The sequence below is a fragment of the Bradyrhizobium sp. 76 genome, assembly GCF_023073025.1.
GTDB lineage: Bacteria > Pseudomonadota > Alphaproteobacteria > Rhizobiales > Xanthobacteraceae > Bradyrhizobium.
The window spans coordinates 128,287-152,723 of record NZ_JADPIS010000059.1; the positions used below are offsets into that span (position 1 = coordinate 128,287).

At 64.3% G+C, this 24,437-nt stretch carries 25 protein-coding genes and 1 tRNA gene; 13 read left to right on the forward strand and 13 right to left on the reverse strand.

Translation table 11 applies throughout. The features are described from left to right. From IVB48_RS12960 to IVB48_RS12970, 3 genes are all read left to right on the forward strand, one after another. Complete coding sequence (locus IVB48_RS12960) at nt 1-879, forward strand: ABC transporter permease (protein ID WP_027567789.1); 879 nt, start codon at nt 1-3, stop codon at nt 877-879. 4 nt (nt 880-883) lie between these two features. Beyond that, nucleotides 884-1,615 carry an aspartate/glutamate racemase family protein gene (locus IVB48_RS12965; RefSeq protein WP_247400530.1) on the forward strand — a complete coding sequence of 244 codons (732 nt, stop codon included), beginning with the start codon at nt 884-886 and terminating at the stop codon, nt 1,613-1,615. A 175-nt stretch (nt 1,616-1,790) separates the two neighbouring features. Then, the gene (locus IVB48_RS12970) at nt 1,791-2,285 is read left to right on the forward strand and encodes a hypothetical protein (RefSeq protein WP_247362229.1); all 495 of its coding nucleotides are present in this window, start codon (nt 1,791-1,793) and stop codon (nt 2,283-2,285) included. A gap of 174 nt (nt 2,286-2,459) precedes the next feature. On the opposite strand, the gene IVB48_RS12975 is transcribed toward IVB48_RS12970, so the two are convergent. From IVB48_RS12975 to IVB48_RS12995, 5 genes are all read right to left on the reverse strand, one after another. Then, the gene (locus IVB48_RS12975) at nt 2,460-2,822 is read right to left on the reverse strand and encodes a hypothetical protein (protein WP_247362231.1); all 363 of its coding nucleotides are present in this window, start codon (nt 2,820-2,822) and stop codon (nt 2,460-2,462) included. 103 nt (nt 2,823-2,925) lie between these two features. Next, the gene (locus tag IVB48_RS12980) at nt 2,926-3,222 is read right to left on the reverse strand and encodes a hypothetical protein (RefSeq protein ID WP_247400287.1); all 297 of its coding nucleotides are present in this window, start codon (nt 3,220-3,222) and stop codon (nt 2,926-2,928) included. A 64-nt stretch (nt 3,223-3,286) separates the two neighbouring features. Further along, nucleotides 3,287-3,460 (reverse strand): hypothetical protein, encoded by a 174-nt coding sequence (locus IVB48_RS12985; protein WP_247400551.1) that lies wholly within the window; start codon nt 3,458-3,460, stop codon nt 3,287-3,289. A gap of 71 nt (nt 3,461-3,531) precedes the next feature. Beyond that, the gene (locus IVB48_RS12990; protein ID WP_247400288.1) at nt 3,532-4,062 is read right to left on the reverse strand and encodes a gamma carbonic anhydrase family protein; all 531 of its coding nucleotides are present in this window, start codon (nt 4,060-4,062) and stop codon (nt 3,532-3,534) included. Between the two features lie 90 nt (nt 4,063-4,152). After that, nucleotides 4,153-4,482 (reverse strand): hypothetical protein, encoded by a 330-nt coding sequence (locus IVB48_RS12995; protein WP_007611845.1) that lies wholly within the window; start codon nt 4,480-4,482, stop codon nt 4,153-4,155. A gap of 221 nt (nt 4,483-4,703) precedes the next feature. Here IVB48_RS12995 and IVB48_RS13000 point away from each other — a divergent pair, with 221 nt between their 5' ends. Beyond that, nucleotides 4,704-5,411 carry a hypothetical protein gene (locus IVB48_RS13000; RefSeq protein ID WP_247400289.1) on the forward strand — a complete coding sequence of 236 codons (708 nt, stop codon included), beginning with the start codon at nt 4,704-4,706 and terminating at the stop codon, nt 5,409-5,411. 161 nt (nt 5,412-5,572) lie between these two features. On the opposite strand, the gene IVB48_RS13005 is transcribed toward IVB48_RS13000, so the two are convergent. The 3 genes from IVB48_RS13005 to cysE all read right to left on the reverse strand — a co-directional run bounded on the left by IVB48_RS13005 (nt 5,573) and on the right by cysE (nt 8,054). After that, nucleotides 5,573-6,766 carry an FAD-binding domain gene (locus tag IVB48_RS13005; protein WP_247400290.1) on the reverse strand — a complete coding sequence of 398 codons (1,194 nt, stop codon included), beginning with the start codon at nt 6,764-6,766 and terminating at the stop codon, nt 5,573-5,575. 94 nt (nt 6,767-6,860) lie between these two features. Further along, complete coding sequence (locus IVB48_RS13010) at nt 6,861-7,079, reverse strand: DUF3126 family protein (RefSeq protein ID WP_027567779.1); 219 nt, start codon at nt 7,077-7,079, stop codon at nt 6,861-6,863. 150 nt (nt 7,080-7,229) lie between these two features. After that, entirely contained in the window at nt 7,230-8,054 is an 825-nt protein-coding gene (cysE, locus tag IVB48_RS13015; RefSeq protein ID WP_007602549.1) for a serine O-acetyltransferase, read from the reverse strand. Nucleotides 8,055-8,329: 275 nt separating this feature from the next. Here cysE and IVB48_RS13020 point away from each other — a divergent pair, with 275 nt between their 5' ends. Further along, nucleotides 8,330-9,703, forward strand: a complete 1,374-nt coding sequence (locus tag IVB48_RS13020) for a hypothetical protein (protein WP_247400291.1) — start codon at nt 8,330-8,332, stop codon at nt 9,701-9,703. Here the strand turns inward: IVB48_RS13020 and IVB48_RS13025 are convergent. Further along, the gene (locus IVB48_RS13025) at nt 9,689-10,444 is read right to left on the reverse strand and encodes an alpha/beta hydrolase (protein WP_007611849.1); all 756 of its coding nucleotides are present in this window, start codon (nt 10,442-10,444) and stop codon (nt 9,689-9,691) included. The two genes, IVB48_RS13020 and IVB48_RS13025, sit on opposite strands and share 15 nt — an antisense overlap. Nucleotides 10,445-10,478: 34 nt before the next feature. Next, nucleotides 10,479-11,615 carry a hypothetical protein gene (locus tag IVB48_RS13030; RefSeq protein WP_247287164.1) on the reverse strand — a complete coding sequence of 379 codons (1,137 nt, stop codon included), beginning with the start codon at nt 11,613-11,615 and terminating at the stop codon, nt 10,479-10,481. Between the two features lie 304 nt (nt 11,616-11,919). Here IVB48_RS13030 and IVB48_RS13035 point away from each other — a divergent pair, with 304 nt between their 5' ends. Then, a complete protein-coding gene (locus tag IVB48_RS13035; protein WP_007602543.1) occupies nt 11,920-12,165 on the forward strand; it encodes a zinc-finger domain-containing protein in 246 nt (81 codons plus the stop codon). Nucleotides 12,166-12,184: 19 nt separating this feature from the next. Then, nucleotides 12,185-13,387 carry an FAD-dependent monooxygenase gene (locus IVB48_RS13040; protein WP_247362255.1) on the forward strand — a complete coding sequence of 401 codons (1,203 nt, stop codon included), beginning with the start codon at nt 12,185-12,187 and terminating at the stop codon, nt 13,385-13,387. 15 nt (nt 13,388-13,402) lie between these two features. Here the strand turns inward: IVB48_RS13040 and IVB48_RS13045 are convergent, their stop codons facing one another. Continuing rightward, complete coding sequence (locus IVB48_RS13045) at nt 13,403-13,837, reverse strand: hypothetical protein (RefSeq protein ID WP_027567772.1); 435 nt, start codon at nt 13,835-13,837, stop codon at nt 13,403-13,405. Between the two features lie 189 nt (nt 13,838-14,026). Between IVB48_RS13045 and IVB48_RS13050 the strand changes: the two genes are divergently transcribed. Together IVB48_RS13050 and IVB48_RS13055 are read left to right on the forward strand one after the other, a co-directional pair. After that, a tRNA-Leu gene (locus tag IVB48_RS13050) sits at nt 14,027-14,115 on the forward strand. Nucleotides 14,116-14,275: 160 nt separating this feature from the next. After that, the gene (locus tag IVB48_RS13055; protein WP_247400292.1) at nt 14,276-15,526 is read left to right on the forward strand and encodes a multidrug effflux MFS transporter; all 1,251 of its coding nucleotides are present in this window, start codon (nt 14,276-14,278) and stop codon (nt 15,524-15,526) included. A gap of 204 nt (nt 15,527-15,730) precedes the next feature. On the opposite strand, the gene IVB48_RS13060 is transcribed toward IVB48_RS13055, so the two are convergent. After that, nucleotides 15,731-17,326: a glycosyltransferase family 39 protein gene (locus tag IVB48_RS13060; RefSeq protein WP_346658987.1), complete on the reverse strand. Its 1,596-nt coding sequence runs from the start codon at nt 17,324-17,326 to the stop codon at nt 15,731-15,733. A 243-nt stretch (nt 17,327-17,569) separates the two neighbouring features. After that, entirely contained in the window at nt 17,570-19,177 is a 1,608-nt protein-coding gene (locus IVB48_RS13065) for an ABC transporter substrate-binding protein (protein ID WP_247400294.1), read from the reverse strand. A gap of 279 nt (nt 19,178-19,456) precedes the next feature. On the opposite strand from IVB48_RS13065, the gene IVB48_RS13070 reads away from it, so the two are divergent. From IVB48_RS13070 to IVB48_RS13085, 4 genes are all read left to right on the forward strand, one after another. Further along, a complete protein-coding gene (locus tag IVB48_RS13070; protein WP_247400295.1) occupies nt 19,457-20,587 on the forward strand; it encodes a M20/M25/M40 family metallo-hydrolase in 1,131 nt (376 codons plus the stop codon). Nucleotides 20,588-20,755: 168 nt separating this feature from the next. Then, nucleotides 20,756-21,697, forward strand: coding sequence for an ABC transporter permease (locus IVB48_RS13075; RefSeq protein ID WP_247400296.1), 942 nt, complete (start codon nt 20,756-20,758; stop codon nt 21,695-21,697). A gap of 20 nt (nt 21,698-21,717) precedes the next feature. Further along, a complete protein-coding gene (locus tag IVB48_RS13080) occupies nt 21,718-22,605 on the forward strand; it encodes an ABC transporter permease (RefSeq protein WP_007611875.1) in 888 nt (295 codons plus the stop codon). Nucleotides 22,606-22,619: 14 nt separating this feature from the next. Beyond that, nucleotides 22,620-24,269 carry an ABC transporter ATP-binding protein gene (locus tag IVB48_RS13085; RefSeq protein ID WP_247400532.1) on the forward strand — a complete coding sequence of 550 codons (1,650 nt, stop codon included), beginning with the start codon at nt 22,620-22,622 and terminating at the stop codon, nt 24,267-24,269. Nucleotides 24,270-24,437: the final 168 nt, after the last annotated feature.

Here is a 24,437-nt window from a genome sequence, read left to right on the forward strand (position 1 = left end):
ATGAAGGAAGGACGCCCGCGCTCTTTCTACGTGCTTGCGATCTTCTTCGCAGCCTACACGCTGTTTCTCTACGGCCCGATGATCGCGATCTACGTGCTGTCGTTCCAGGGGCCGCAGGGTGGCCTCACCTTCCCGATGAACGGTGTGTCGACTTTCTGGATCGCAAAACTGTTCCAGGGCACCGGCATCGTCGATCTCGGCGCGGCGTTTCGCCGTTCGCTGCTGCTCGGCATTATCGTGATGATCGTCACCGTCGTGCTGTCGGTCGCGGCGGGCATGGCGTTTCGCCGCAAGTTCAAGGCGCAGAGCATTTTATTTTATTCGGCGATCGCGAGCCTGATCGTGCCCTCGATCATCACCTCGCTCGGCATCTCGCTCGAATTCCGCATCATCGACGACCTGATCAAGGCGCATTGGAACGAGAATTTCGAGACCTCGATGGGCCTGCTCACCTCGGGCCTCGGTGCACATTTGACCTGGACGCTGCCGTTCGGCCTGCTCATCATGTTCGCGATCTTCAACCGCTTCGATCCCAGGCTCGAGGAAGCCGCGCGCGATCTCGGTGCGACGCCGTGGCAGGCGTTCCGTCATGTCGTGCTGCCGATCATCCTGCCTTCGGTGATCGGTATCGGCCTGTTCGGCTTCACCCTCTCCTGGGACGAGCTCGCACGCTCCAGCCAGGCGATCGGTGCGGTGAACACGCTGCCTCTCGATCTCCAGGGCCTCACCACCACCGTGACCAACCCCGACATCTATGCGCTCGGCACCGTGATCTCCGCCGTCTCGTTCACGGTGATCAGCCTTGCACTCGGCACCATCCACGTGTTGAACAGGCGGCAGGCGGCCAAAGGCTCGGACGCCGGCAAAGGGCTTGTCTGATCTGATGCGACTCCACGTCGTCAACCCCAACACCACGGCGTCGATGACGGCGAAGATTGCCGCCGCGGCGCGCAGCATCGCCCTGCCCGACACATTGATCGACGCGCGCCAGCCGGCGATGGGTCCGGTTTCGATCGAAGGATTTTACGACGAGGCCTTCGCCGTCCCCGGCATGCTCGGCTGCATCCGCGAGGCCGATCGCGACGGCGCGGACGCGCATATCATCGCCTGCTTCGACGACACCGGTCTCGACGCCGCGCGCGCCGCGGCAAAGGCACCCGTGATCGGCATTGGCGAGGCGGGCTTTCACATGGCGAGCCTGATCGCCGCGCGCTTCGCCGTGGTGACGACGCTCGGTGTCTCCGTCGTGCCGATCGAGCATAATTTGCGAAAATACGGCCTTGCCGAACGCTGCGCCCGCGTCCGCGCCGCCGAGGTGCCGGTGCTCGCGTTGGAGGAGCGCAACACCGACGCGCTCGCAAAAATCTCCATGGAAATCACAGCCACAATCCGCGACGACCGCGCGGAGGCCATCGTGCTCGGTTGCGCCGGCATGGCCGATCTCGCCAATGAACTCGCCGCCACGCACGGCCTGCCCGTGATCGACGGCGTCGCCGCCGCGGTGACCTTGGCAGAATCACTGGTCCGACTGGGACTGAAGACCTCCCGGTTCGGGCCCTATGCGGCGCCGCGCCCGAAGACCTATTCAGGTCCGTTTTCGCCGTTTCAGCCCTGATCTCTGCCCTGACGGGCGTTCGGAGGTCTCAAGGCCTCATGATTGTTGGTTTTTTTGCTCTTAGCCTCTTTTTGGTCCCACTCCTTGCCGAAACGTAACGCTTTCGGGACACCCGGCGGCCTCAGGGTTGCCGGTCTTCGCCACTCACCAAGTTTCAATTTGGGTTTTGTCAGCGATGATCGATCTCGCAGAGGACGCACCGTCCAACCCGCTTCTTCGCCTCGGCGCCCAGCCCATCGCGCTGACCGCCGCCGCCCTCCTCCTGCTGATCGCCGGTGTGACCTCGATCGCGATCTGGCGCGCCTATACCGGCTCAGCCCCCGAGACCGACCGGGTGGTGGCATCGCGGCAGCTTCAGGCACGTACCGCACAGGCGTCCGAGCAGCTGGTCGAGAAGACAAAGGGGCTGGAAGCAACCCAGCAGGAATCGATTGACCAGCTTCAGGTCGTGCAGGACCAGCTTCAGAGTGTGAAGCGCTTGCTCGCATTCCAGCAGGCCGACACCAAGCGTCTGTCCGAGCAGGTCACGACACTGAACGAATCCATCGACGGCCTGCGGCAATCCTTTGCCAGCGCCCGGGCGAGTGAGGCGGAGACTCCCTCGGTTACCCGCAGGAAACCTGCACGGCATCGTGTCCATGCCAGTGCACGCAAGCGCTCGCGCGGCTGAGCAGCCGGCGCCGCATAAATTTTTGGACTTGTGAACTGGATCACATTCGCCCGTGTGATTCCAAGCGATGCTCGCCATTACCGGATGGCGTGAGCCGATTTCAATGTCCGGGGCTGGCAAGGTCGTTGACGGTATATTGCGTCAGCGACCTTGTTTTTTGACGGGTACCGCCGCCTATTCGCAGACATCTACGGGGCGGATGCGCCAGCCCGACGGCGTCATGACGCGCTTGCGCACGACGTAGCAGCTGCCATAGCCACCATCGTCGTAGCCGGTACCATAGTAATAGGGATCGCCGTAATACGGCTGGCCATAGCCGTAATAGCTGCCGTAATAACCCGCGCCAGCGATACCCGCCCCGATGGCGACTCCCGGCCAGAAGCCGCCGCCGCGCCAGCCGCCTCCGTGGCCCCAGCCTCCGCCATGGCCCCAACCGCCGCCACCGTGGCCGAAACCGCCCCGCGCCTGGGCCGCCTGTGGGGCCGACAGCGCGACTGCCGCGACGGCGAGCGCCGCCATCATCATCTTGCGTAACATCACTCGATCCTCCGCGTGGAGACGCTCCACGCTTCAAAGCAGGACCAAGCTAATCGGCTTGAGGCGTTCCTGACAGCTTCACTGTCTCACTTCCGCGCGAGCATCAGCAGCCGCGGCAGATGCTCTTCAGCTTCTTGTCGAGCAGCCGGTTCTCCGCGTTGACGGCGGCGTCGGTGGATCCGCCTGCACCGGTGGTGGTTCCGGAGGAGGCATTCGCTCCCGATGACTGCGCCGTACCCAGACTGTTGGTGCCAGGCGCGGGAGCCGGAGAATTGGCGACACCTCCGGCCGATCCTGCGGAGCCGCCGGTGGCTTGCGCAAACGATACGGCCGGCATCGCGGCGAGGGCGAAGATCACGATCACGGTCTTGATTGAACGGGCTGTAGGCAAGCTGGCCATCGAAATTCTCCTTCGCCCGTCAACCGCCGCAGCCAACACCGGTTCCGGAACAAATGCCGTCGCATCAGCTTGAAACCGGGAAGGCGGGCACGATCACGCTCAAGCCGATCTTCTGCTCCAGAAACAGAAAGGCGCAGTCACGATGAACGATCGCGATGCTTTTGCAGAAGGCGAACGCGCGGCGCGTCAAAACATTCCGGCGGAAGCCAATCCGTACCAGGACGGCAGCGACGAGCATGCTCTATGGTCCGCGGGGCACGAGAAGGTCGCAAGCGCACTAGAAGCGCGCGAGTCCGAAGGAAGCTGAGCTCACCCGATCCGCTTGAGGCCCTTCGTGAAGCGCGGGCCGTTGGCGACGTAGAACTTCGCCGCGCTGCCCATCTTTTGCACCTGGGCGTCGTCGAGCGTGCGGATGACCCGCGCCGGCGAGCCGATGATCAGGGACCGTTCGGGGAATTCCTTGCCCTCGGTGATGACGGAGCCGGCGCCAACGATGCTGTTGCGGCCGATCCTGGCGCCGTTCATCACGATGGAGCCCATGCCGACGAGTGCGCCCTCCTCGATGGTGCAGCCGTGCAGGATGACGTTATGGCCGACCGTACAGTTCCTGCCGATGTGAAGCGGAAAACCGAGATCGGTGTGGCAGGTCGAGCCGTCCTGCACGTTGGCGCCCTCGCCAACCTCGATCCACTCATTGTCGCCGCGCAGCACTGCGCCGAACCAAACACTCGCGCCCGGCTTCAGGCGCACGCGGCCGATGACGGTGGCGGTCTCCGCGATGAAGTAGTTGCCGTCGGCGGGAAGGTCGGGCGCCTGCCCGTCGAGCTCGTAGATCGCCATGAGGGTCTCCTGTCGGGTCAACCCCAGCCATAGCGAAACGGCAGCCTTGACGCAAAGGGCCGCCGCGCGGGCAGCCCTACAGCGCGCGCATCAGACCAGAACGCCGGCCGCGCGGAGCGTCATCAGGAAGAAGGTGCCGCTCATCATGCTCCAGAAGCCGGCGATGACGGTGGCCATCATCACGAATTCCACGCGACGGCTCTCCAGCTGCCTGCCGCGCAGGGTGTTGCGCATGATGATGAAAGGCGCCGCGAACACCAGAAACGGAACCGCCGCGAAGGTCTTCGGCGCCACGCCGTCCTGCAACAGACCGAAGCCGGCGGGCCGCTGTGCGACCGTCTGGTATCCGCTCACGAGCGCGCCTGCGAGCGCGAATCCGATGCCGATCGAGAAGAATGTATTGAGAGCTTCAGGTGTCATCGGAACGGTCCGCCCTTACGCAACGCCAGAGCCTTCCTGTGACAAAGAGTGCCGGTTAACGCTACATTATCCTTAAGGGAAGGTTAACGCCGCCAGCCGTCCCACGCAGGCCTCTCTCCCTTCCCTGCAGCCGGTGAACGCTCCGCGAAATCGCCACCACGTGGCATATTCGCCGCTGATTCGTCGGCCATCGGCCGACTTCCGGCTCATTCGCGCGGCTCATGACGGTGTTTTCGGCAACCTCCCCTCAGTCTCCCCGGGCGCGCACCCGGGGCCACGCGATCCCGATCGTGCTCGGCGGCATTGCCGCGGTGTGCGCAGTCGCGCTCGTCGCCTATTTGTTGTGGCCGACCTGGGGCTCGAGCGGCGCGAGCGCCCCGGACAAGCTGCCAGTGAGCGTCGGCGGCACGCTGTTCAACCTGCCGACCAACGCGATCCGCATGAAGATCCAGCGCCACTCCGGGCCGCAGGAGCGGATCGATCTCGACTTCCTGTACCCTTCGCTGGAGCCGCCGGGCGCGCCGAAGCACGTCACCGCCGACAGCGTGGATGCGGCGATGCAGCCGATCGACCGCATCTTCCTGTCGATCGCCGCGCATCGCGATGCGCTCTCGCCCGAGCAGCGCACCGCCACGATCTATCCGCGCTATCTCGACCAGGCCGCGGCAATGCCCCAGGACGGGCTGACGATGCGGATGTTCCGCGCCGATACGCCGTACGGCAGCGAGGATCTCTATTCTGCCGCAAGTCCGGCGCTGACCGCGCGCTGCACGCGCGATGGGGCGACGCCCGGCATGTGCCTCGCCGAACGCCGCGTCGGCGGCGCCGACCTCACCTTCCGCTTTCCGCGCAGCTGGCTATCGCAGTGGCGCGATGCGGCGGAAGCGATGGAAAAGCTGACGGCGCAGCTGCGGGGACCGAAGGGGTAAGCGGCCGCGCGGCCCCAAGCCTCCCAAACAAAAACTGCGAAAACAACCCCATGCACAGTAGCCAAGTGCCTGGCGTGACTTCGTATTTTCGAAGCCAGCCTGCGAAAATTCGCCCCCTCCGACAATTCGTCTTTTCGAAAAAATTCAAAGCCCCGGCCCATTCAAACGCCGATCACCTTGCGATCGCTCCAGCGATAAGTCGGCAGATCCAGCTTGTCGGCAAGGTCTCCGCCGATGGCGAATTTCGCCGCGCCCGGCAACGAGAACGCCTTCACGACCTGATTGCGAAACCACAATCCCCATGACGTCCGCGGCGCAAATGCCGCGGCGAAGCGCTCCGCTCCGCGCTGCTTGGCGCCGATATAGCTGCGAAGGCGGGTCTCATAGGCGCTGAATGCTTCCTCGTGGCGCCCGTCGGCGCGTACGAGCTCTCCCGCAAGCACATAGGCAGAGATCATGGCCAGAGCCGAGCCCTGCCCGGCGACGAGCGAGACGCAGAACGCAGCGTCTCCAATCAGCACGACCCGGCCCCGCGACCAGCCGTCCATCCTGATCTGGCTGACCCGGTCGCAATACAAATCATCGGTGCGCTCGAGTTCGTTCAGAATGTCTGGGCATTCCCAGCGGGCGTCGCGATAGAGATCACGCAGCTGTGCCTTCTGTGCGGCAGGCTCGCCTGCATCACCGCGAAACACGAAGAGGAACAAGGTGCGATCATCGCGCAGCGCGAAACGGCCAACCATACGCCCCGGCCGGTTGTGCATCAGGTACACATTCTCGTCGCGATGGCGATAGCCGCGGGTCTCGAATGCCGCGACGCCATAGCCGAGATTTCTTTCGAACGTCCCGATCGAGCCGAACGCAAGGCGGCGCACCTGCGAATGCAGGCCGTCAGCCCCGACGACGAGATCGAAACGTCGGCTCCCGCCCCGCCGCAACTGGACGTCGACCCCTTCAGGCTGCTGCTCCAGGCCAACGATCTCCTCATCGAAGATCGTTTCAACACCATCGCGGACCGTACCGTACAGCAGGCGCGACAGATCGCTTCGTGCCAGAGTGACGTAACGCCCGCCTGTGAGATCGTCGAGGACGTTCGTACCAAATCCGGCGACTCGCCGGCCGCGACCGTCGACGATCCGCATTTCCCTGACGCGGTAGCCGGCGCTTTCGATCGCCGGCAACAGCCCCATCCGTTCGGCGATGTCGTAGCCCAGTCCCCAGAAATCGATCACGTAGCCGCCATGACGAAGCGCGGGCGCGCGTTCAACCAGCGTCGGCTCGTAGCCTCCGGCACGCAGCCAATACGCGAGCGTAGGCCCGGCAATCCCCGCCCCGGAGATCAGCACTGTTCGCATGGACGGAATGTGGGAAAAGCGTCGGCCGATCGCACCGCCGCGTCAGACACTAAATGGTGAGGGCGAGAAGTTCCGTCTCACCAATCGGGTCGCATCACTCCTGATCGACGAGATCGTCCTCGAGGATCGCCATCTGGAACTGGAACGAGCGATCGTCGTCCTCATCATCGACGAAGAGCACACCGATGAATTCCTCGCCGATATAGACCTCGGCGGAATCATCCTTCTTCGGCCGCGGCACGACGCGGATCTTGGAATTGCCGAATACGCGCTTCAGGTACGCGTCGAGCTTCCTAACTTCCTTCACGTCCACGGCAAGTCTCCAATCGAAATCTGGGTTGGCGCGGGTTTTAGGACGAGACGCGACCAACCGCCAGCATGAATTGCCAAAGAATTTTGGGGCGAAGGGGGCGGAAAATCCGCCCCTTCCGACAAGCTCGACGTCCCCTCTCAAAGTCCCATCTCAAAGTCCCATGGCGTTGATCATCTGATCCATGGTGCGCGACGGCTCGGCGCAGCCGGCTTCGCCGACGACCTTGGCGGGCACGCCTGCGACCGTGACGTTGTGCGGCACGGGTTTGACCACGACCGAGCCCGCCGCGATGCGCGCGCAATGGCCGATCTCGATATTGCCGAGGATCTTCGCGCCGGCCCCGATCAGGACGCCGTGGCGGATCTTCGGATGGCGGTCCTCGTTCTCCTTGCCGGTGCCGCCGAGCGTGACGCCATGCAGGATCGAGACGTCGTCCTCGATAAGTGCCGTCTCACCGCAGACGAAACCGGTGGCGTGATCGAGGAAGATGCCGCGGCCGATGCGCGCGGCGGGGTTGATGTCGGTCTGGAATACCGCAGACGCCCGGCTCTGCAGATAATACGCAAAATCCTTGCGGCCCTTCAGATAGAGCCAATGCGCGAGGCGGTGGGTCTGAATGGCGTGGAAGCCCTTGAAATAGAGCAACGGGTCGATGAAGCGCGAGGTCGCGGGGTCACGGTCGTAGACGGCGACGAGATCGGCGCGGAACGCGTTGCCGAGATCGGGATCGTCGCGCAGCGCCTCGTCATAGGTCTGGCGCACGAGATCGCCCGACAGCGCGGAGTGATCGAGCCGATCGGCGACGCGATGGATCACCGCATCTTCCAGGCGACTGTGATGCAGCACCGTCGAATAGATGAAGGTCGCAAGCTCCGGCTCGCGATGGACGATGTCCTCCGCTTCGCCGCGGATCCGATCCCAGATCGGATCGAGCGTTGCGAGCTTTCCTCCCGGATTGACCTGATGCACTGCCATGAGATCTGCTCTTTCGAATTGGCTCGTTTCACTGGTTCTATAACACAGTCTAGGCGACAAAGTCCTGACGGGCTTGCCTGAGAGTGAACAGTGCGTTGCCCAGCGAGGCCATGCCAACGCGTTGAATCACAACAGTTTCTTCCGACGCCCCCGGCGGCAAGGTCGGCTCAAAATGGTCAGGGTTTCGCCAAATTCAAGCCGGGCGGCGTCAAACTATTGGTGAATTCCGCCTCAACCGTGATTGCGGGCATGGTCCGAGTGAGGACGGAGCGGATTTGACCATCACCACCGATCATGCGCGCGCGGGCGCCGCGGGCTCACTCTGGCTGCGGCTGGCTGCGATCGCCCTGCCGCTGCTGATGATCGCGCCGGCGTTCTGGAACGGCTATCCGCTGTTGCAATGGGATACCGGAGGCTATCTGGCGCGCTGGTACGAGGGCTATCTCGTCCCGAGCCGCTCCACCGTGTTCGGCATCTATCTGCACTACGGCGAGAGTTCTGGTTTCTGGATCAACCTCGCGGTCCAGTCGCTGGCGACGCTGTGGCTGTTGCAGCTCACCTTGCGCGTGCTCTCGATGATGCAAACGTTCCGCTTCGCCGCGATCAGCCTGCTCCTGATCCTGTCGACCGCGCTGCCCTGGCTTGCGAGCATGTTGCTCACCGATATTTTTGCAGGCCTGTCGGTGCTGTCGCTATTCCTGCTGGTCATCGGTGGGCCGCGGACCTCGGCGCTCGAAAAAATCTCGCTGTTCGTCTTCACCGCCTTTGCCGCCGCGACCCACAGCGCCACGCTCGGCGTGCTGCTCGGGCTCTGCGTCGCGGGCTGGATGACGCGGCCGTTGCTGGGGCCCCGGCTTCCGATCGCGGGATTGGCTCAGGCGAGCCTCACCATCATCACCGGCGGCCTGATGCTGGTGTCGGCGAACCACGCGCTGTCGGGCAAATGGACATGGACGCCCGGCGGCACCGGCGTCGCCTTCGGCCGCATGATGCAGGACGGCATTGTCGCGCGCTATCTCAATGACCATTGCCCTCGCGAAAAACTCAAACTCTGCCCCTATCGCGACCAATTGCCGGCGACCGCCGACGAATTCCTGTGGGGCAAGAGCATGTTCAACACGCTCGGCCGCTTCGAAGGCATGAACGACGAGATGGGCACCATCGTCGTGGGTTCGCTCGCCGACTATCCGGCGTGGCAGGCCGGCGCGGCCTTGCGCGCCATGGGCCAGCAATTGCTGCATGTAGCGACCGGCGAAGGTACCAATGGCTGGATCCCGCACACCCGCGGCATCATCGAACGCTATATCCCCTCACAGGCCGCGCCGATGCGCGCGGCGCGCCAGCAGAATTGGGCTCTCGACTTCGACTACGTCAACTGGCTGCATGTGCCCGTCGCGCTCGCCTCGATGCTGGGGCTGGTCGCGCTGCTCGGCCACGCGCTCAGGAGGCGCCGGCTCGACGATCTGAGGCTGCTGGCCGCAACCGTCGTGCTGGCGCTGCTCGGCAACGCCTTCATCTGCGGCGTGATTTCCGGACCACACGACCGCTATGGCGCGCGAATCGTGTGGGTTGCCACCTTCGTGGTGTTGATGGCGCTGTTTCGCTCGTTCGGCGACGAGGCCGCGGACGAAACCTCAGCCGCGGCGTGACAGGAAATCGAGCACGCCGGTCTTGTAGACCTTGTCGCCGACCGCCCGCATGTGATCGCGGTTCGGAATGTCGAGCACTTCCGAACCCGGGATGATGGCGCCGAGTGCGCTGGCCGAACCCGCGACGTCGTCGGTCGAGCCGACCGCAATCAGCACGGGCACGTCGATGCGCGCGGCTTCGTCCTTCGTCATGAGATCGCGCGTGCCGCGCAGGCAGGCGGCCAGCGCCTTGCGGTCGGAACGGGTCTGGTCTGCAAAAGCACGAAACGTGCGGCCGACGGGATCGGAGACGTCGTCGAGCGAGGGCGCTTCCAGCGCCTTCGCAACGTTCTCGCCGGGGCCGGTGCCCTCGATCAGGCCTCCTATGCCGATGCCGCCGAGGATTGCCGAACGCAGGCGCTGCGGCTCGTTGAGGGAGAGCCAGGCCGTCATCCGGCCGCCCATCGAATAGCCCATGAGATCGGCCTGCGGGATGGCGAGATGATCCATCAGTGCCAGCACGTCGCCGGCCATGGTCGGGATCGAGTACTGCGCGGGCTCGTAGAGCTTGGCGCTTTCGCCATGGCCGCGATTGTCGAGCGCAATGACGCGGCGGCCGTTCTTGCGCAGCTCCGAGACCCAGGTCGGATAGACCCAGTTCACGTTCTTGCTGGAGGCAAAGCCGTGCACCAGGATGATCGGATCGCCCTCGCCTTCGTCGAGATAGGCAATTTCAACGGCGCCGTTGTGAAAGCTCGGCATCATCAGTTCCGCAATCTTGAGGGGAAGAGGTATCTTAGGCCGTGACGGCAGCGCTTGCCAGAACGGCTTCGGCGGCGATCCGGGCCTGGCGAAGTCGCCGCGCCCGTCTGCGATCGCACCAGGCCTGGGTCAGGCGCTCCGTCGTCGCCTTGATCGAGGACAACAGGCCGAACAGCGTCAAGGCCGCACCGAACAGCCAGAGTGCGAGATTGAACGCCCCGCCGATCAGCAGCAGCGCGCCGCGGCCGAGCAGCTTCAGGATCGCGCGCGTCTTGCCGCCCTGCGCTTCCGCGAGCCGCGCCGCGCGTGCGACGTCCTTGGGGCCTTCGGCGATGCGCAAGCTATCCATCGCGCCGCGCGTGCCGGTCTTCTCGACGACGCGCGTGACATCCTTGCCGAGCCGAACCAGCGCGCCGGCCTTTTCCGCGCGGAACGCGGCCTTGATCGCGCTCAAGGTCTGGCCCGGCCGCAGCACCGAGCCGGAGGCAACCGCGTTCTGGAGCATCGGCGTATCGACGACCTCGCGCGCGGACCGGCCGGCCCATGCCGCCAGTCCCTCGCCGAGCCGGCCCACCTTACGCGCGTCCTTCACCAGCGTCAGCCCCGCGCGAACCGGCGCGGCACCGCCGACGGAGACGTAGGTCACGGCCGTAACCGCGAGACCCGCGGCCGCGAGGCCCAGCACCAGGCGATCGGTCTCCTCGCCCATCGCGAGGTGCTTGCCCTCCCGGACGACGTCCCGGATGTCGCCGATGACAAAGAGATCGCCGGCCACGGTCCCCGACAGGCTCGCAACATCGTCCGCGTTGCCGGTGACGAGACCGGTGGCAAACCGTTTTGCGAAATGCGAGGTGGAATTTTCGGCTTTGACCGCATCGCCGACACGGCTCAGGAGGTCGTCAGGCAGCGCGATGTTGCGGTCGCGCGCCAACGCGACAAAACTGTCGGCAAGATCGGCATCGCCCGATGCGAGCGCGATCTCGATGTTGTCCTGAATCAGGCGGTCGTTGTGCCGCAGCAGCGCGTCGAGCTTGATCTCGGAGAGCGCGGCGGGATCGTCCTGGGCGGCCAGAATCGCGCCGGCCTCGCGGGCATGGGGTGCTACCTGCGCGAGCATGAAGCCGCACGCCACGATACCGGTCAACGCTGTGCTGATTCGCAACCATTTCATGCGGAGAGCCTGGACGGTCCTGAGATCGTTGACGCCTGACGGTTCGTCTTTCGTCGCAATTACGCTCGTCCACAGACATAGTATGCCAAAATTGCGACACAACGTCCCCGACGAAAGAAGGGCTTCTCTCAGGCCGCAAGATTGTGTCGAATTTGCATGAGCAAATGAGCATGGGGCATTGCGGGGCTTTCGGTTCCGCTGGGCTAGCAATCATCCACACCCACCAGTATGGTCCGCGGCGCCTTAATAATGCCGCGTCAGTCGTGATTGTGTCTGCCGCCATTGCCACTCCAGGATGAGTACGATGTCCGACCATGTCGTCCCGCACTTCCACAACGATGCCGGTGTCCCCGTCATCGAAATCGGCTCGCAAGAGTTCATGTGCGTGGGCGCCAACCCTCCGTTCGATCATCCGCACGTCTTCCTCGACCTCGGCAACGACAACGAGATCATCTGCCCCTACTGCTCGACGCTGTACCGTTTCGCCGCCGACCTGAAGGCGGGCGAAGCCCGTCCGCCGGAATGCGTCCTGAAGGACAAGGTCGCCTGATCGCTTCCATCGGTCAGGGGTGGCGCTCTCCCGAACAATTGTCATCGCCGGTGCCGGCATAGGTGGACTGACGGCTGCGCTTGCGCTCGCGGCCCGCGGCTTCCGCATCGTCGTACTGGAAAAGGCCGAGCGGCTCGAGGAAGTCGGCGCCGGTCTGCAACTCTCTCCCAATGCCAGCCGCGTGCTGGTCGAGCTCGGCCTCACCGAGCGCCTCAAGCTGCGTGCCGTGATCCCGGAGGCGGTCTCGATCATGAGTGCGCGGGCCGGCGGCGAACTCTTGCGCATGCCGCTGGGAGAAGCCGCCGCCGCGCGCGCCGGCGCCCCGTATTGGGTGGTGCACCGCGCCGACCTGCAATCCGCACTCGCCGGCGCAGTCTCCGACCATCCCGATATCGATCTGAAACTCGGCGCGACCTTCGAAGACGTCGCGCCTCACGCCAAGGGGCTGACGGTCGTCCATCGCAGCGGCACGATCCGGCGCAGCGATCTCGCGAGTGCGCTGATCGGCGCGGACGGCATCTGGTCGACGGTGCGCCAGCATCTGTTTCCCGAGGTGCAGCCGCGCTTCTCCGGGCTGATTGCCTGGCGCGGCACGCTCGATGCCACGCAGCTGCCGAAGGACTACACCGCGCGCCGGGTCCAGCTCTGGATGGGCCCGAATGCCCATCTCGTCGCCTACCCGATCGCGGGCGGACGCCAGATCAACGTGGTCGCGGTGCTGCCGGGCACCTGGAACAGACCGGGCTGGAGCACGCCCGGCGATCCCCTCGAGGTGATGGACGCCTTCGCCGCGCCACGCTGGCCGCCCGCGGCGCGCATGATGCTCGCCACGGTCGATAGCTGGCGGAAATGGGCGCTGTTCGACGTGCCCGACGACTGCCCCTGGAGCAAAGGCCCGGTCGCGCTGCTCGGCGACGCCGTGCATGCGATGCTGCCGTTTGCGGCGCAGGGCGCCGGCATGGCGATCGAGGACGCCGCGGTGCTCGCGCAGCATTTGAGCCTTGAGATCGCCGAGAGCACCGCGGGCATCACAGCTGCGCTGAGACAATACGGGCGTACGCGCCAGACGCGCGTGCGGCGGGTGCAGCGGACCGCGCGGCAGCAAGGCCGCATCTACCATTTCGGTGGGCCGCTCGCATACGCGCGCGATCTTGCGGTCCGCGCCCTCGGCCCGGAACGCATGCTGGCACGGCAGGACTGGATTTACGGCTGGCGCCCCTGATGCGAGGCGCTGGTTTCAGCGCACTGCTCTTGTCGATTTCGGGCCAGGCTTGATCGGGCCAGGATTGGCCGCGGGCGCCGGCGCAGCGGCCGGCTTCTCTTCGGGCGGCGTTTCCCGGCACTTGTTGCGGCGCCAAGCGTCCTCGGCCATCTGCGCCCGCCCGCGGACCGCGACGTAGTCGTTGCGATAGGCAAGCTCCGACACGACGGCGCCGCCCGCGCCGGTCTGTGCCTTGTCCATCAGCCTCTGCAACTCCATGGTGCGGCTAGCGAGCGACTTGCGCTCGCCTTCGAGCTGCTTGCAATCGTACAATTCGTACTTGCCGGGATCGGCAAACGCCGGAGCGACCGTCTCGCTCATGCCGGCGCAGCCGGACTGCGCGAAGCCGGCCGCGAGCAGCGCGGCGGCCACGCAGCACGTGCGCAGGCGATATTGGGTCAAAGCAGACATCGAATCAAAGCTGACATGTCGGATGAATAGTCCCCGTCGATTGAGAATGCCTAAAGCAACAACAGATGTCCGGATTGAGGCTTTGCCTTGTGCCGCCGGCTCGCCTAAGGAAGAACCGCCCCTCCGGCCTGCAAACGCCAATTCCAGACCGCCGGCAAGGGACTTAAGTGATTGATCTCGTTGGATCAAGCGGGCATGGCGGAATTGGTAGACGCAAGGGACTTAAAATCCCTCGGCGCGCAAGCGCTGTGCCGGTTCGACCCCGGCTGCCCGCACCACGAAAGCTGCGCGGAGGATCCCGCCGCGCGCCGCGACCGCGAGCACTGATACCTCGTCAATTCCTGTCTGCTCCTGCACCGCCTGCCAGCCATCTCGAATCATCGCTTGTGCAACGCAGCATCGGGGTTAGACAAGGGCCTCAAATCAGAGGTGAGCTACTTGTCCGACGTCAATGCCGACGATTGGGTGTCCTCGGGACACCGCCCCATGGGTTTTCCCGAATTCGTCATCGTGATCGCGTCGATCATGGCGCTGAATCCGCTTGCCATGGACATGATGCTCCCGGCGCTGCCCAATATCGGGGCGGCCTTCAATATCCCCGTCGCCAATCATCTTCAGCTGGTGCTGTCGATCTTCCTGATCGGCTTTGGCGCGGGCCAGTTCGTCATGGGACCGCTGTCGGATCGCTTCGGCCGCCGCCCGGTGCTGCTCGGCGGGATGGCGGTCTATGCGATGGCGAGCGTGCTGGCGATTGCCGCGCCGTCGTTCGAGACACTGCTGCTGGCGCGCGCACTGCAGGGCTTCGGCACCTCGGCGACGCGCGTGATCGCAACCTCGATCGTGCGCGACTGTTACGTCGGCCGCCGCATGGCGAGCGTGATGTCGCTTGCGATGATGATCTTCATCGCCGTCCCCGTAATCGCCCCCTCGTTCGGACAGGCGGTGCTGCTGGTGACGCAATGGCGCGGCATCTTCGTCGTGCTGATGCTCTATGGCCTGCTCGCGCTCGCATGGTCGGTGCTGCGGCTTCCGGAGACCCTGCCTGAGAGCGAACGCAGGTCGCTCGCGCCGGTCGACGTGCTCACGGCCTACTGGCAGACCGTGACCCATCGCCAAACTCTCGGCTACGCGCTCGCCGCCGGCAGCGTCATGGGTGCGCTGTTCGCTTACGTATTTTCGGCCCAGCAAGTGTTTGTCGGCATCTATCACCTCGGCCATTATTTTCCGCTCGCCTTCGCCGCGATCGCGGCCGGTACCGCCATTGCCGGCTTCCTCAACGCAAGATTCGTCGGAACCCTCGGCATGCGCGTGATCTCGCACGGCGCGCTGACGCTCTACACCGCCGTGGCGGGTGTGATGCTGCTGACGGAAAGCCTCGGCGCGTTGCCGCTTCCCCTGTTCATGGTGCTCTCGGCGCTGATGATGTTCTCGTTCGGCATGATGGTCGCCAATTTCACCGCACTTGCCATGGAGCCGCAGGGCCACATCGCCGGCACGGCGTCCTCGCTCTACGGCTCGATCACCACGCTGATCGGCATCGCCGTCGGCATGGCGATCGGACAAAGCTTCGACGGCACGCTGCTGCCGTTCTCGGTCGGCTTCTTCGTGTCGTCACTCGCCGCGCTCGCGATCGTGCTGGTGGTGGAGAGGGGACGGCTGTTCAAGCCGCATCAGCGCGCCATCGGGTGAGGAACTTCGCGGCGCTCACGATGTTGTACTGCAACAATTTGAAAAGGCGCTTCAATGGAACCGAAACACCGTAAAGACCACGACGCCGCGGAGCGGGCGAAAACGGAACGCACGCCGTCGAACGCCGAAACGACCGCCTTCACCGTGCCATTCGCGAGTGAAGGGCTCGAGCGGGTCCGCGACAGCCACTGTTGAGCAAGACGTCTATTCCGTTGCGCGCCTGCTGGCGCTGAAATCGTCCGCGACGCCCTCGGGTGCCGCGCCGCTTCCACGGGGCGGCACCATCAGCACAACCACTTCCCGCGTGAGACCGGGCCGGCCCCATAGCCGCGCCTGGACCATAAATTCCCGTTTGACGAAGTGCCCGGCACGCCCGGCCACCCCGTCCATCCACCGGCTGCAATCATCCTGATCGCGGAAGCAGAGCGCGGCCCAGCCGCGGTCCAGCGTCGTCTTGCCCGGCAAACCGCCGGGATATTGATCCACGAACGGCTGCACGTAGTGCGGGTGGTCCGGGCTGTAGAAGGCCAACGCGAAGGCCAGCGCATCGTCGCCGCTGACGGCGGCGAGCGGCTCGCCTGTCAGTTCGCGCCACTCGCGTGTCAATTCGCTGGCCGCCTCCGCATAGAAATTGCGCCCCTCCTCGTAACCGTGATCGTTGCGGTAGACGGCATGGATCGGCGCGGCGACGAGGACGGCCGTGAGCGCAACGCCGGCCACGATCAAGGTGAGGTTGACGGTGTAAAAGCGCTCGATCGGATGATTTGTGCCGCAGACCACGAGAATGGCGAACAGAAACAATCCCTGCAAAGCCCAGAGCGACGGCAGATCGGTGCCTATCGCGAGCGAGACCAGGACCGGCAGCGCGATCGTGCCGACGGCAACGTAAAAGAGGAGCCGCAGGCCCGGATTCATCGCCGCGAAATCGTCCGGAAACTGCTTCAGCCGCGTGCCAGCGATCAACATCCAGCTGACGGCTGACACACTGATGGCCGCCAACAGCCCCAGAAGGAAGTTCCTGGCCTCACCGAGCGAGCTCACCGCAGTGCCGTTGGCATGGTTCAGCGCGTAGGTAAAGGTCGGTGCCCCCGTCGTGGCGAGCCAATGAACATGCGGTGACAGCGCCGCAAGCCCGACGACGACCGAGATCCAGGGCGAGGCGGACGTGAAATAGGCGCGTCGCGCCGGATGCGCCAGCGCGGCAAACGTGAAGCTCGCGACAAGGAAGATCGAATAATATTTGCCGGCCATGGCCAGCGCCGTCGTGACTCCCACGGCGATCGCCCACGACGCCGAGCGGGTCTCGAATGCGCGCAGGAAGCACCACGTCGCCAGCGGCCAAACGGCTAGCAGCACCGCATTGGCATTGAAGCGCTGGGCATGGAATTGATAGGCCGGCGTCAGTATCAGGAGCAACAGCACCAGGACGCGCTTGTGCCCCGTCACGAATTGCCGCGCGATCCGGTCGACAAAGACCAGCGCAAGCCCGGCATTGGTCATCGCCATCAATTGCAGCGACCACTCGCTGAGCGGAAAGATGGCGCTCCAGCTCGCGGCAACCCAGCCGGTCAATGGCGGATGCTTGGGGTAGCCCCACGCGAAATGCCGCCCCAGCGTCCAGGCCTCCAGCGTATCGGGGTGCAGACCGCCGCCGGCATAGGCGACCGCCAGATAGAGTGTCCAGATCGCGACGAAGCAGGCGATGAGAAGCGGCACGGCCCAGCCCGTCTCGACGCCATCGAGCCAACGCAGGAATGGCCGGCGCCATCGCGCCGGCGCGCGATCGGACCGTTCGGCCATCGCCTGGAATGCAAAATCGATCGGCACTAGAATCAAATGGAGGAAGGAAGGTGATGCGCAAGAACGGCACATCTAGTTCAGTACGGAAACAAATAGCAATGATTGGAAACTGGAAAAGATTGAAAACGTCCGCCTTCTCAGCCGGCGCAAGGTCGACAAAAGACTAAGATCGACAAACGACAACGGCGCCGCTGATGACAGCGGCGCCGCATGATGATTCGGACGAAAGAAAGAGCCTTCGCCCTACTCCGACTTGTCGACGTTCCAGAACAGCGGGGTCGCGGGACCGTCGAGCACGCCGGTCAGCGATTTACGCCAGCCGCTCGGCAGGAGATACTGCCCCAGCGGGATGTAAATCACCTGCTCATAGGCTTCCTTCTGGATGTCAGCGGCGATCTTCTTCTGATCGTCGAGCGAGGCGGCGCGAACGAAGTCGTCCTTGAGCTTTTCGATCTTGGCGTTCTCGGCCCAGCCGAACCAGCCCTTCTTGCCCTGGCCGCCGATCGAGAGATTGGCGATCGGGTTGGAGACGTCGGCCGCGACCCAGTTGGTGAAGAACATGTTCCAGCCGCCCTCCTTCGGAGGCTTCTGGCTGGCGCGGCGGCTCACCACCGTCTGCCAATCGGTCGCTTGCAGGTCGACCTTGAAGCCCGCCTCGCGCAGCAACTGAGCCGCAACGATCGGCTGCGCCTTCAGCGTCGTGACATCGCCCGGCGCCATGATCACAACCGGGGTGCCGTCATAGCCGGACTCGGCGAGCGCCTTCTTGGCTTCTGCCATGCCGTTGCCCTTCACCAGGGTCTCGCCACCGACCTCGGTCGCGAATGGCGTATCGCACACGAAGAAGGCGCCGCAGATCTTCTGATATTTGGCGTTGCCGACCAGCGCGTCGAGAACGTCCTTCTGGTTTATCGCCAGAAAGGCCGCACGGCGCACTTTGACATTATCGAACGGCGGATAAAGGAAGTTCATCCGGCCGAGCGTCTGGAAGCCGAACGTGTTCGAGACCTCGATCGTGATCTCCTTGTTCGCCTCCAGCAGCGGCAGCATGTCGTAAGGCAGATTTTCCACGAAGTCGATGTCGCCCGACTGCAACGCGTTCACCGCGGTCTGCGAGTCCGGCATGGTGATCCACTCGACTCGGTCGACCTTCACCACCTTGCCGCCGGAGGTCCAGCTCGAAGGCTCCTTGCGCGGCACGTAATCGGTGTTCTTGACGTAGACCGCCTTCACGCCCGGCTGGAATTCCGATTGCACGAACTTAAAAGGACCCGAGCCGATCTGCTCGGGGATCTGCTTGTCCGGCGGCGTCTCGGCGAGGCGCTTCGGCATCATGAAGGCAACGCGGGAGGACGGCTTGCCGATCGAGTCGAGCACGAGGCCGTAGGGCTCCTTCAGCTTCAGCGTGATGGTCTTGGCATCGGTCGCCTCGATGCTCGCGGTGAAGTCGAGCAGTTTCTGGCCCATGCCGTCGACCGCGGCCCAGCGCTTGAGCGAGGCAACGCAGTCCTCCGCCGTCACCGGCGCACCGTCATGCCACTTCAGGCCGTCGCGCAGCGTGAACGTGTAGGTGAGCTTGTCGTCGGAGATCTTCCAGTCCGCCATCTGCGGCTGGATCTTGAAGTTCGAATCGGGCGCCAAGAGCGTGTCGTAGATCATGTAGCCATGATCGCGCGTGATGTAGGCGGTGGTGAAGATCGGATCGATGATGCGCAGATCCGAGTGCATCACCGCCGTGATGGTCTTGCCGGCCGCAAGCACCGGCGAGGCCAGTGCCGTCGAAAGCGCGACGACCGACAGCGCAAGTTTGGTGGCGAACGCGCGAGGCCCCCGGCGCATCAACTTAAACATAAAAGTTCTCCTGACGTGAAACTGTTCAAAGGCAGGTTATTGATTGAGCATCCGGTTCGTTCTTTAGGCGAACTAACCTCATGCAATGCCTTTATCTTTTCGAGAGTTGCAGACAGTGCCGAGCGCGTCAATCCGGTTTCGCTGCAAGCCCAAGCGGCGCGCGCACGGGCTCCACAACGATCGGTTTGGCTCTACAACGCTCTCCGCCTGTCCTGCCCCGCGCCGATGCAATGCGCGTTCCATGTTCCGAAGCCCAAGAGACATTCGAGAGACATTGAGATGAATCCAGCCAATCTTCCCTTCGATTCCGAAGCGATGCTCCAGGGCCTGCGCGGCTGGGTGGAATGCGAAAGCCCGACCTGGGACGCGAGCGCCGTGAACCGCATGCTCGATATCGCAGCGCGGGAGATGGCGATCATGGGTGCGACGATCGAGCGCATCGCCGGTCGCCAGGGTTTTGGCGGCGTGATCCGCGCACGCTTTCCGCATCCGAAGCAAGGCGAGCCGGGCATCCTGATTGCCGGACATATGGATACGGTCCACCCCACGGGCACCATCGAGAAGCTGAAATGGCGGCGCGAGGGCAGCAAGTGCTACGGACCCGGCATCTATGACATGAAGGGCGGCAATTATCTTTCGCTGGAAGCGATCCGCCAACTGGCCCGCGCCTCGTTCACGACGCCGCTGCCGATCACCGTGCTGTTCACGCCCGACGAGGAAGTCGGCACACCCTCCACGCGCGATATCATCGAGGCGGAAGCCGCGCGCAACAAATACGTGCTGGTGCCCGAGCCCGGCCGCGCTGACAATGGCGTCACTACCGGACGTTATGCCATCGCGCGTTTCAATCTCGAGGCGACCGGCCGGCCCAGCCACGCCGGCGCGACCTTGTCGGCGGGCCGCTCTGCTATCCGCGAGATGGCGCGGCAAATCCTCGCCATCGACGCGATGACGGGCGAGGACTGCACGTTCTCCGTCGGAGTCGTGCACGGGGGTCAATGGGTCAATTGCGTTGCCACGACCGCCACCGGCGAAGCGCTCTCGATGGCCAAGCGCCAGGCCGACCTCGATCGCGGCGTCGAGAGGATGCTGGCGCTCTCCGGTACAACCAATGACGTCACCTTCAAGGTGACGCGCGGCGTGACACGTCCGGTCTGGGAGCCCGATGCCGGCACCATGACCCTGTATGAAAAGGCGCGCGGGATCGCCAAGTCGCTCGGCGCAGAACTGCCGCATGCGAGCGCCGGCGGCGGCTCCGACGGCAATTTCACTGGCGCATTGGGCATCCCGACTCTCGACGGCCTGGGCGTGCGTGGCGGCAACGGCCACACGCTCGAAGAGTATATCGAGGTTGAAAGTCTGGTCGAACGCGGCCGGCTGATGGCGGGGCTGCTCGCGACTCTGGAGTAACGGCGCGAGCCACATCGCCAAAACCGGGCCAGATCACCGAAACAAGTTGACCGCACTGCAAAAACGGTGGCCCGGATGGCATGGGAATTGCTGAAATGTTAGGCTGGTGGCAGAACCCCAGGCTCCAGCCGCTGTCTCTGATTTGACTCTAATCTGACGGGATCCAACTTGCTCGGATATCTCCTTCGCCGAATTCTCGCCGCCGTGCCCGTGATGGGCGTGGTGGCGCTGTTCGTCTTCCTCCTGCTCCGCCTCACCCCGGGCGATCCCGCCGCGATTCTTGCCGGCGACAACGCCACGCCGGAGCGGCTCGAGCGGATCCGCGCCTCGCTCGGCCTCAACGAGCCGCTGATCGTGCAGTTTATCACCTGGCTGAACAAGCTGCTGCATGGCGATCTCGGAACTTCACTCATCTCCAACCTTCCGGTGATGAAGATGATCGGCCAGCGGGTCGAGCCGTCGATCTCGATTGCGCTGTCGACCATCATCCTTGCCGTCATCGTCGCTGTTCCCCTGGGCGTGATCGCGGCCTGGAAGCACGGCACCTGGATCGACCGCTTCGTGATGGGCCTGTCCGTGCTCGGCTTCTCGGTGCCGGTGTTCGTGGTCGGTTACATCCTGATCGAGGTCTTCGCGATCGACCTGCGCTGGGTGCCGGTGCAGGGCTTCCGCAGCATCTCGAACGGTTTTGGGCCGTTCTTCGAGCGCATCATCCTGCCCACCTGCGCACTGTCCTTTATCTACATCGCGTTGATCGCGCGCATGACGCGCGCGGCGATGCTCGACGTGCTCGGCGAGGACTACGTCCGCACCGCGCGCGCAAAAGGCATCAACGAAGTCGCCGTGATGATGCGCCATGCGCTGCGCAACGCCGCCGTGCCCGTGATCACCGTGATCGGGACCGGCTTTGCGCTTTTGATCTCCGGGGTCGTCGTCACCGAAAGCGTGTTCAACATCCCCGGCATCGGCCGCCTCACGGTGGATGCGGTGCTGGCGCGCGACTATCCGGTGATCCAGGCGATGATCTTGCTGACGTCGTTGATCTATGTCGTCGTCAATCTCCTGATCGACGTCGCCTACACGGTGCTCGATCCCCGGATCCGGTACTAGGGCTAAGGATAACAATAAGAATGTCTGTCGATACCCTTCCCCAGTCCTCCATCCCGATCACGTCGCCGCTGCGGCCGCGCTTCGGATTCCTGACCTCGACGCCGATCATCGCGGCAGCGACCATCTGCCTCGCGTTGGTTGTGCTGATCTCAATCCTGGCGCCGTTGATCGCGCCGTATGATCCGATCCAGCTTGCGCCCTCACAGCGGCTGAAGCCCTCTTCGGCGCAATTCCTGCTCGGCACCGACGCCTATGGCCGCGACCTGCTGTCGCGCGTCATGTATGGCGGACGCATTTCGCTTCTGATCGGCATCGGCTCGGCGATCATGTCGATCGTCATTGGGTTGGCGATCGGCCTCGTCTCCGGCTTCTTCAAGCTGGTCGATTCCGTCATGATGCGGATCATGGACGGCCTGATGGCAATGCCGAGCATCCTGCTGGCAATCGCCGTGGTGTCGCTGTCCGGCGCCAGCCTCTGGACCGTGCTGATCGCGATCACGATCCCCGAAGTTCCGCGCGTGGCACGCCTGGTGCGCTCGGTCGTGCTATCGGCGCGCGAAGAGCCCTATGTTGAAGCGGCGATCTCGGTCGGCACATCCCTGCCAAAGATCATGTGGCGGCATTTGATGCCGAACACGATCGCACCGCTGATCGTGCAGGGCAGTTACGTCTGCGCCTCCGCGATTCTCACCGAGGCCATCCTCTCCTTCCTCGGCGCCGGCATCTCGCCGGAAACGCCGACCTGGGGCAACATCATGGCCGAGGGCCGTCAGTACTTCCAGCTCAAGCCGACGCTGATCTTCTGGCCGGGCCTGCTGCTCTCGATCGCCATCCTCAGCATCAATTTGATCGGCGACGCCGCCCGCGACGCACTCGATCCGCGCATGAAGCAGCGGGAAGGCAAATGATGACCGATCAAGTGATGACCAGCCCGATCCTCGACATCAACAACCTCGTCGTCTCCGTCGGCAAGAAGCCGAATGCTGCAAACATCATCGAGGGCATCTCGATCCAGGTGCATGAGCGCGAGACGCTGTGCCTCGTCGGCGAAAGCGGCTCGGGCAAGTCCGTGACCTCGCTGACCACGATGGGTCTGCTGCCGAAGGGCACGCTGATTCCGACCGGCGGCAGCGTCAAGCTGGTCGGCGAGGAGATTCTCACCGCGACCGACCGCCGCCTGCGACAGCTCCGCGCGACGCGGATGGCGATGATCTTCCAGGAGCCGATGACGGCACTCAATCCGGTGATGCCGGTCGGTCGCCAGATCGACGAGGTTCTCCGCGCGCACACCAAACTCGATGCGAAGGCGCGCAAGAAGCGCATCCTCGACATGATGGAGCAGGTGCGCCTGCCCCAGGTCGAGCGTATCTTTGCCTCCTACCCTCACCGACTCTCCGGCGGTCAACGCCAGCGCATCATGATCGCGATGGCGCTCGTGCTCGAACCGAAGCTTCTCATCGCCGACGAGCCGACCACCGCGCTCGACGTCACAACGCAGAAGCAGATTTTGACACTGATCCGCGACCTCCAGCGCGATCACGGCACCGCCGTGCTCTTCATTACCCACGACATGGGCGTGGTCGCCGAAATCGCCGACCGCGTCGCGGTGATGCGGCAGGGCCGACTGGTCGAGACCGGAACGCTGGATTCCATCCTGCGCAATCCGACCATGGAGTACACCCGCAACCTGCTCTCGGCAGTGCCGAGCCTGGTGCCGCGCGCAGCGCGGCCCGAGACCAAGGAACCGGTGGTGCTGGAGGCCAACGAGCTCGGCAAGGTCTATCGCGAGCGCGCGTTCTTCGGTAAAGGCCGCGAAGTCGTCGCCGCCGACAAGGTCACGCTGACGCTGCGCAAGGGCCGCACGCTCGGCATCGTCGGCGAGAGCGGCTCAGGCAAATCGACCGTGGCGCGCTGCATCGTCCGCCTGATCGACCCGACCTCCGGCGGCGTCCGCCTCTCCGGCCGCGAGATCTCGGACATCTCGCGGCGGCTGTTGCAGCCGCATCGCAAGAAGATCCAGATCGTATTCCAGGACCCCTACCGCTCGCTCAATCCGCGCGTCACCATCGGCGAAAGCATTGCGGAAGGCCCGGTCAATTACGGCGTGTCGCATACCGACGCAATGAAGCGTGCCCGCGAATTGCTCGAGCTGGTCGGCCTGCCCGCCGATGCGGTGGCGCGCTATCCGCACCAGTTCTCCGGCGGCCAGCGTCAGCGCATTGCGATCGCCCGCGCGCTCGCGCTCGATCCCGACGTGCTGGTCGCGGACGAGGCGGTCTCCGCCCTCGACGTCTCCGTGCAGGCGCAGGTGCTGGAACTGTTCGACGAGATCCAGCAGCGGCTCGGCATCGCCATCCTGTTCATCACTCACGATCTGCGCGTCGCCGCGCAGATCTGCGACGAGGTCGTGGTGATGCAGCACGGCCGCGTCGTCGAGCAGGGCCCGGCCGCTGAAGTGCTGACGCATCCGAAGGAGGCGTACACCAGAGCTCTGCTCGAGGCAGCGCCGGGCCGCGGCTGGGATTTTGCGAACTTCCGGCCGGTGTCGGAGGGTGTGGCGGCAGGCGCCTAGTCTCTCTCCTCGTCATTGCGAGCGCAGCGAAGCAATCCAGAATCCCTCCGCGGGGACAACCTGGATTGCTTCGCCGCGTTCGCAATAACGGCGGTTGCGACAAGCATTCCCAAAACGGCTTGACGCCATGCATGGCGCGATTGCTTCCCGGCTTGCTCTCGCCGCAAG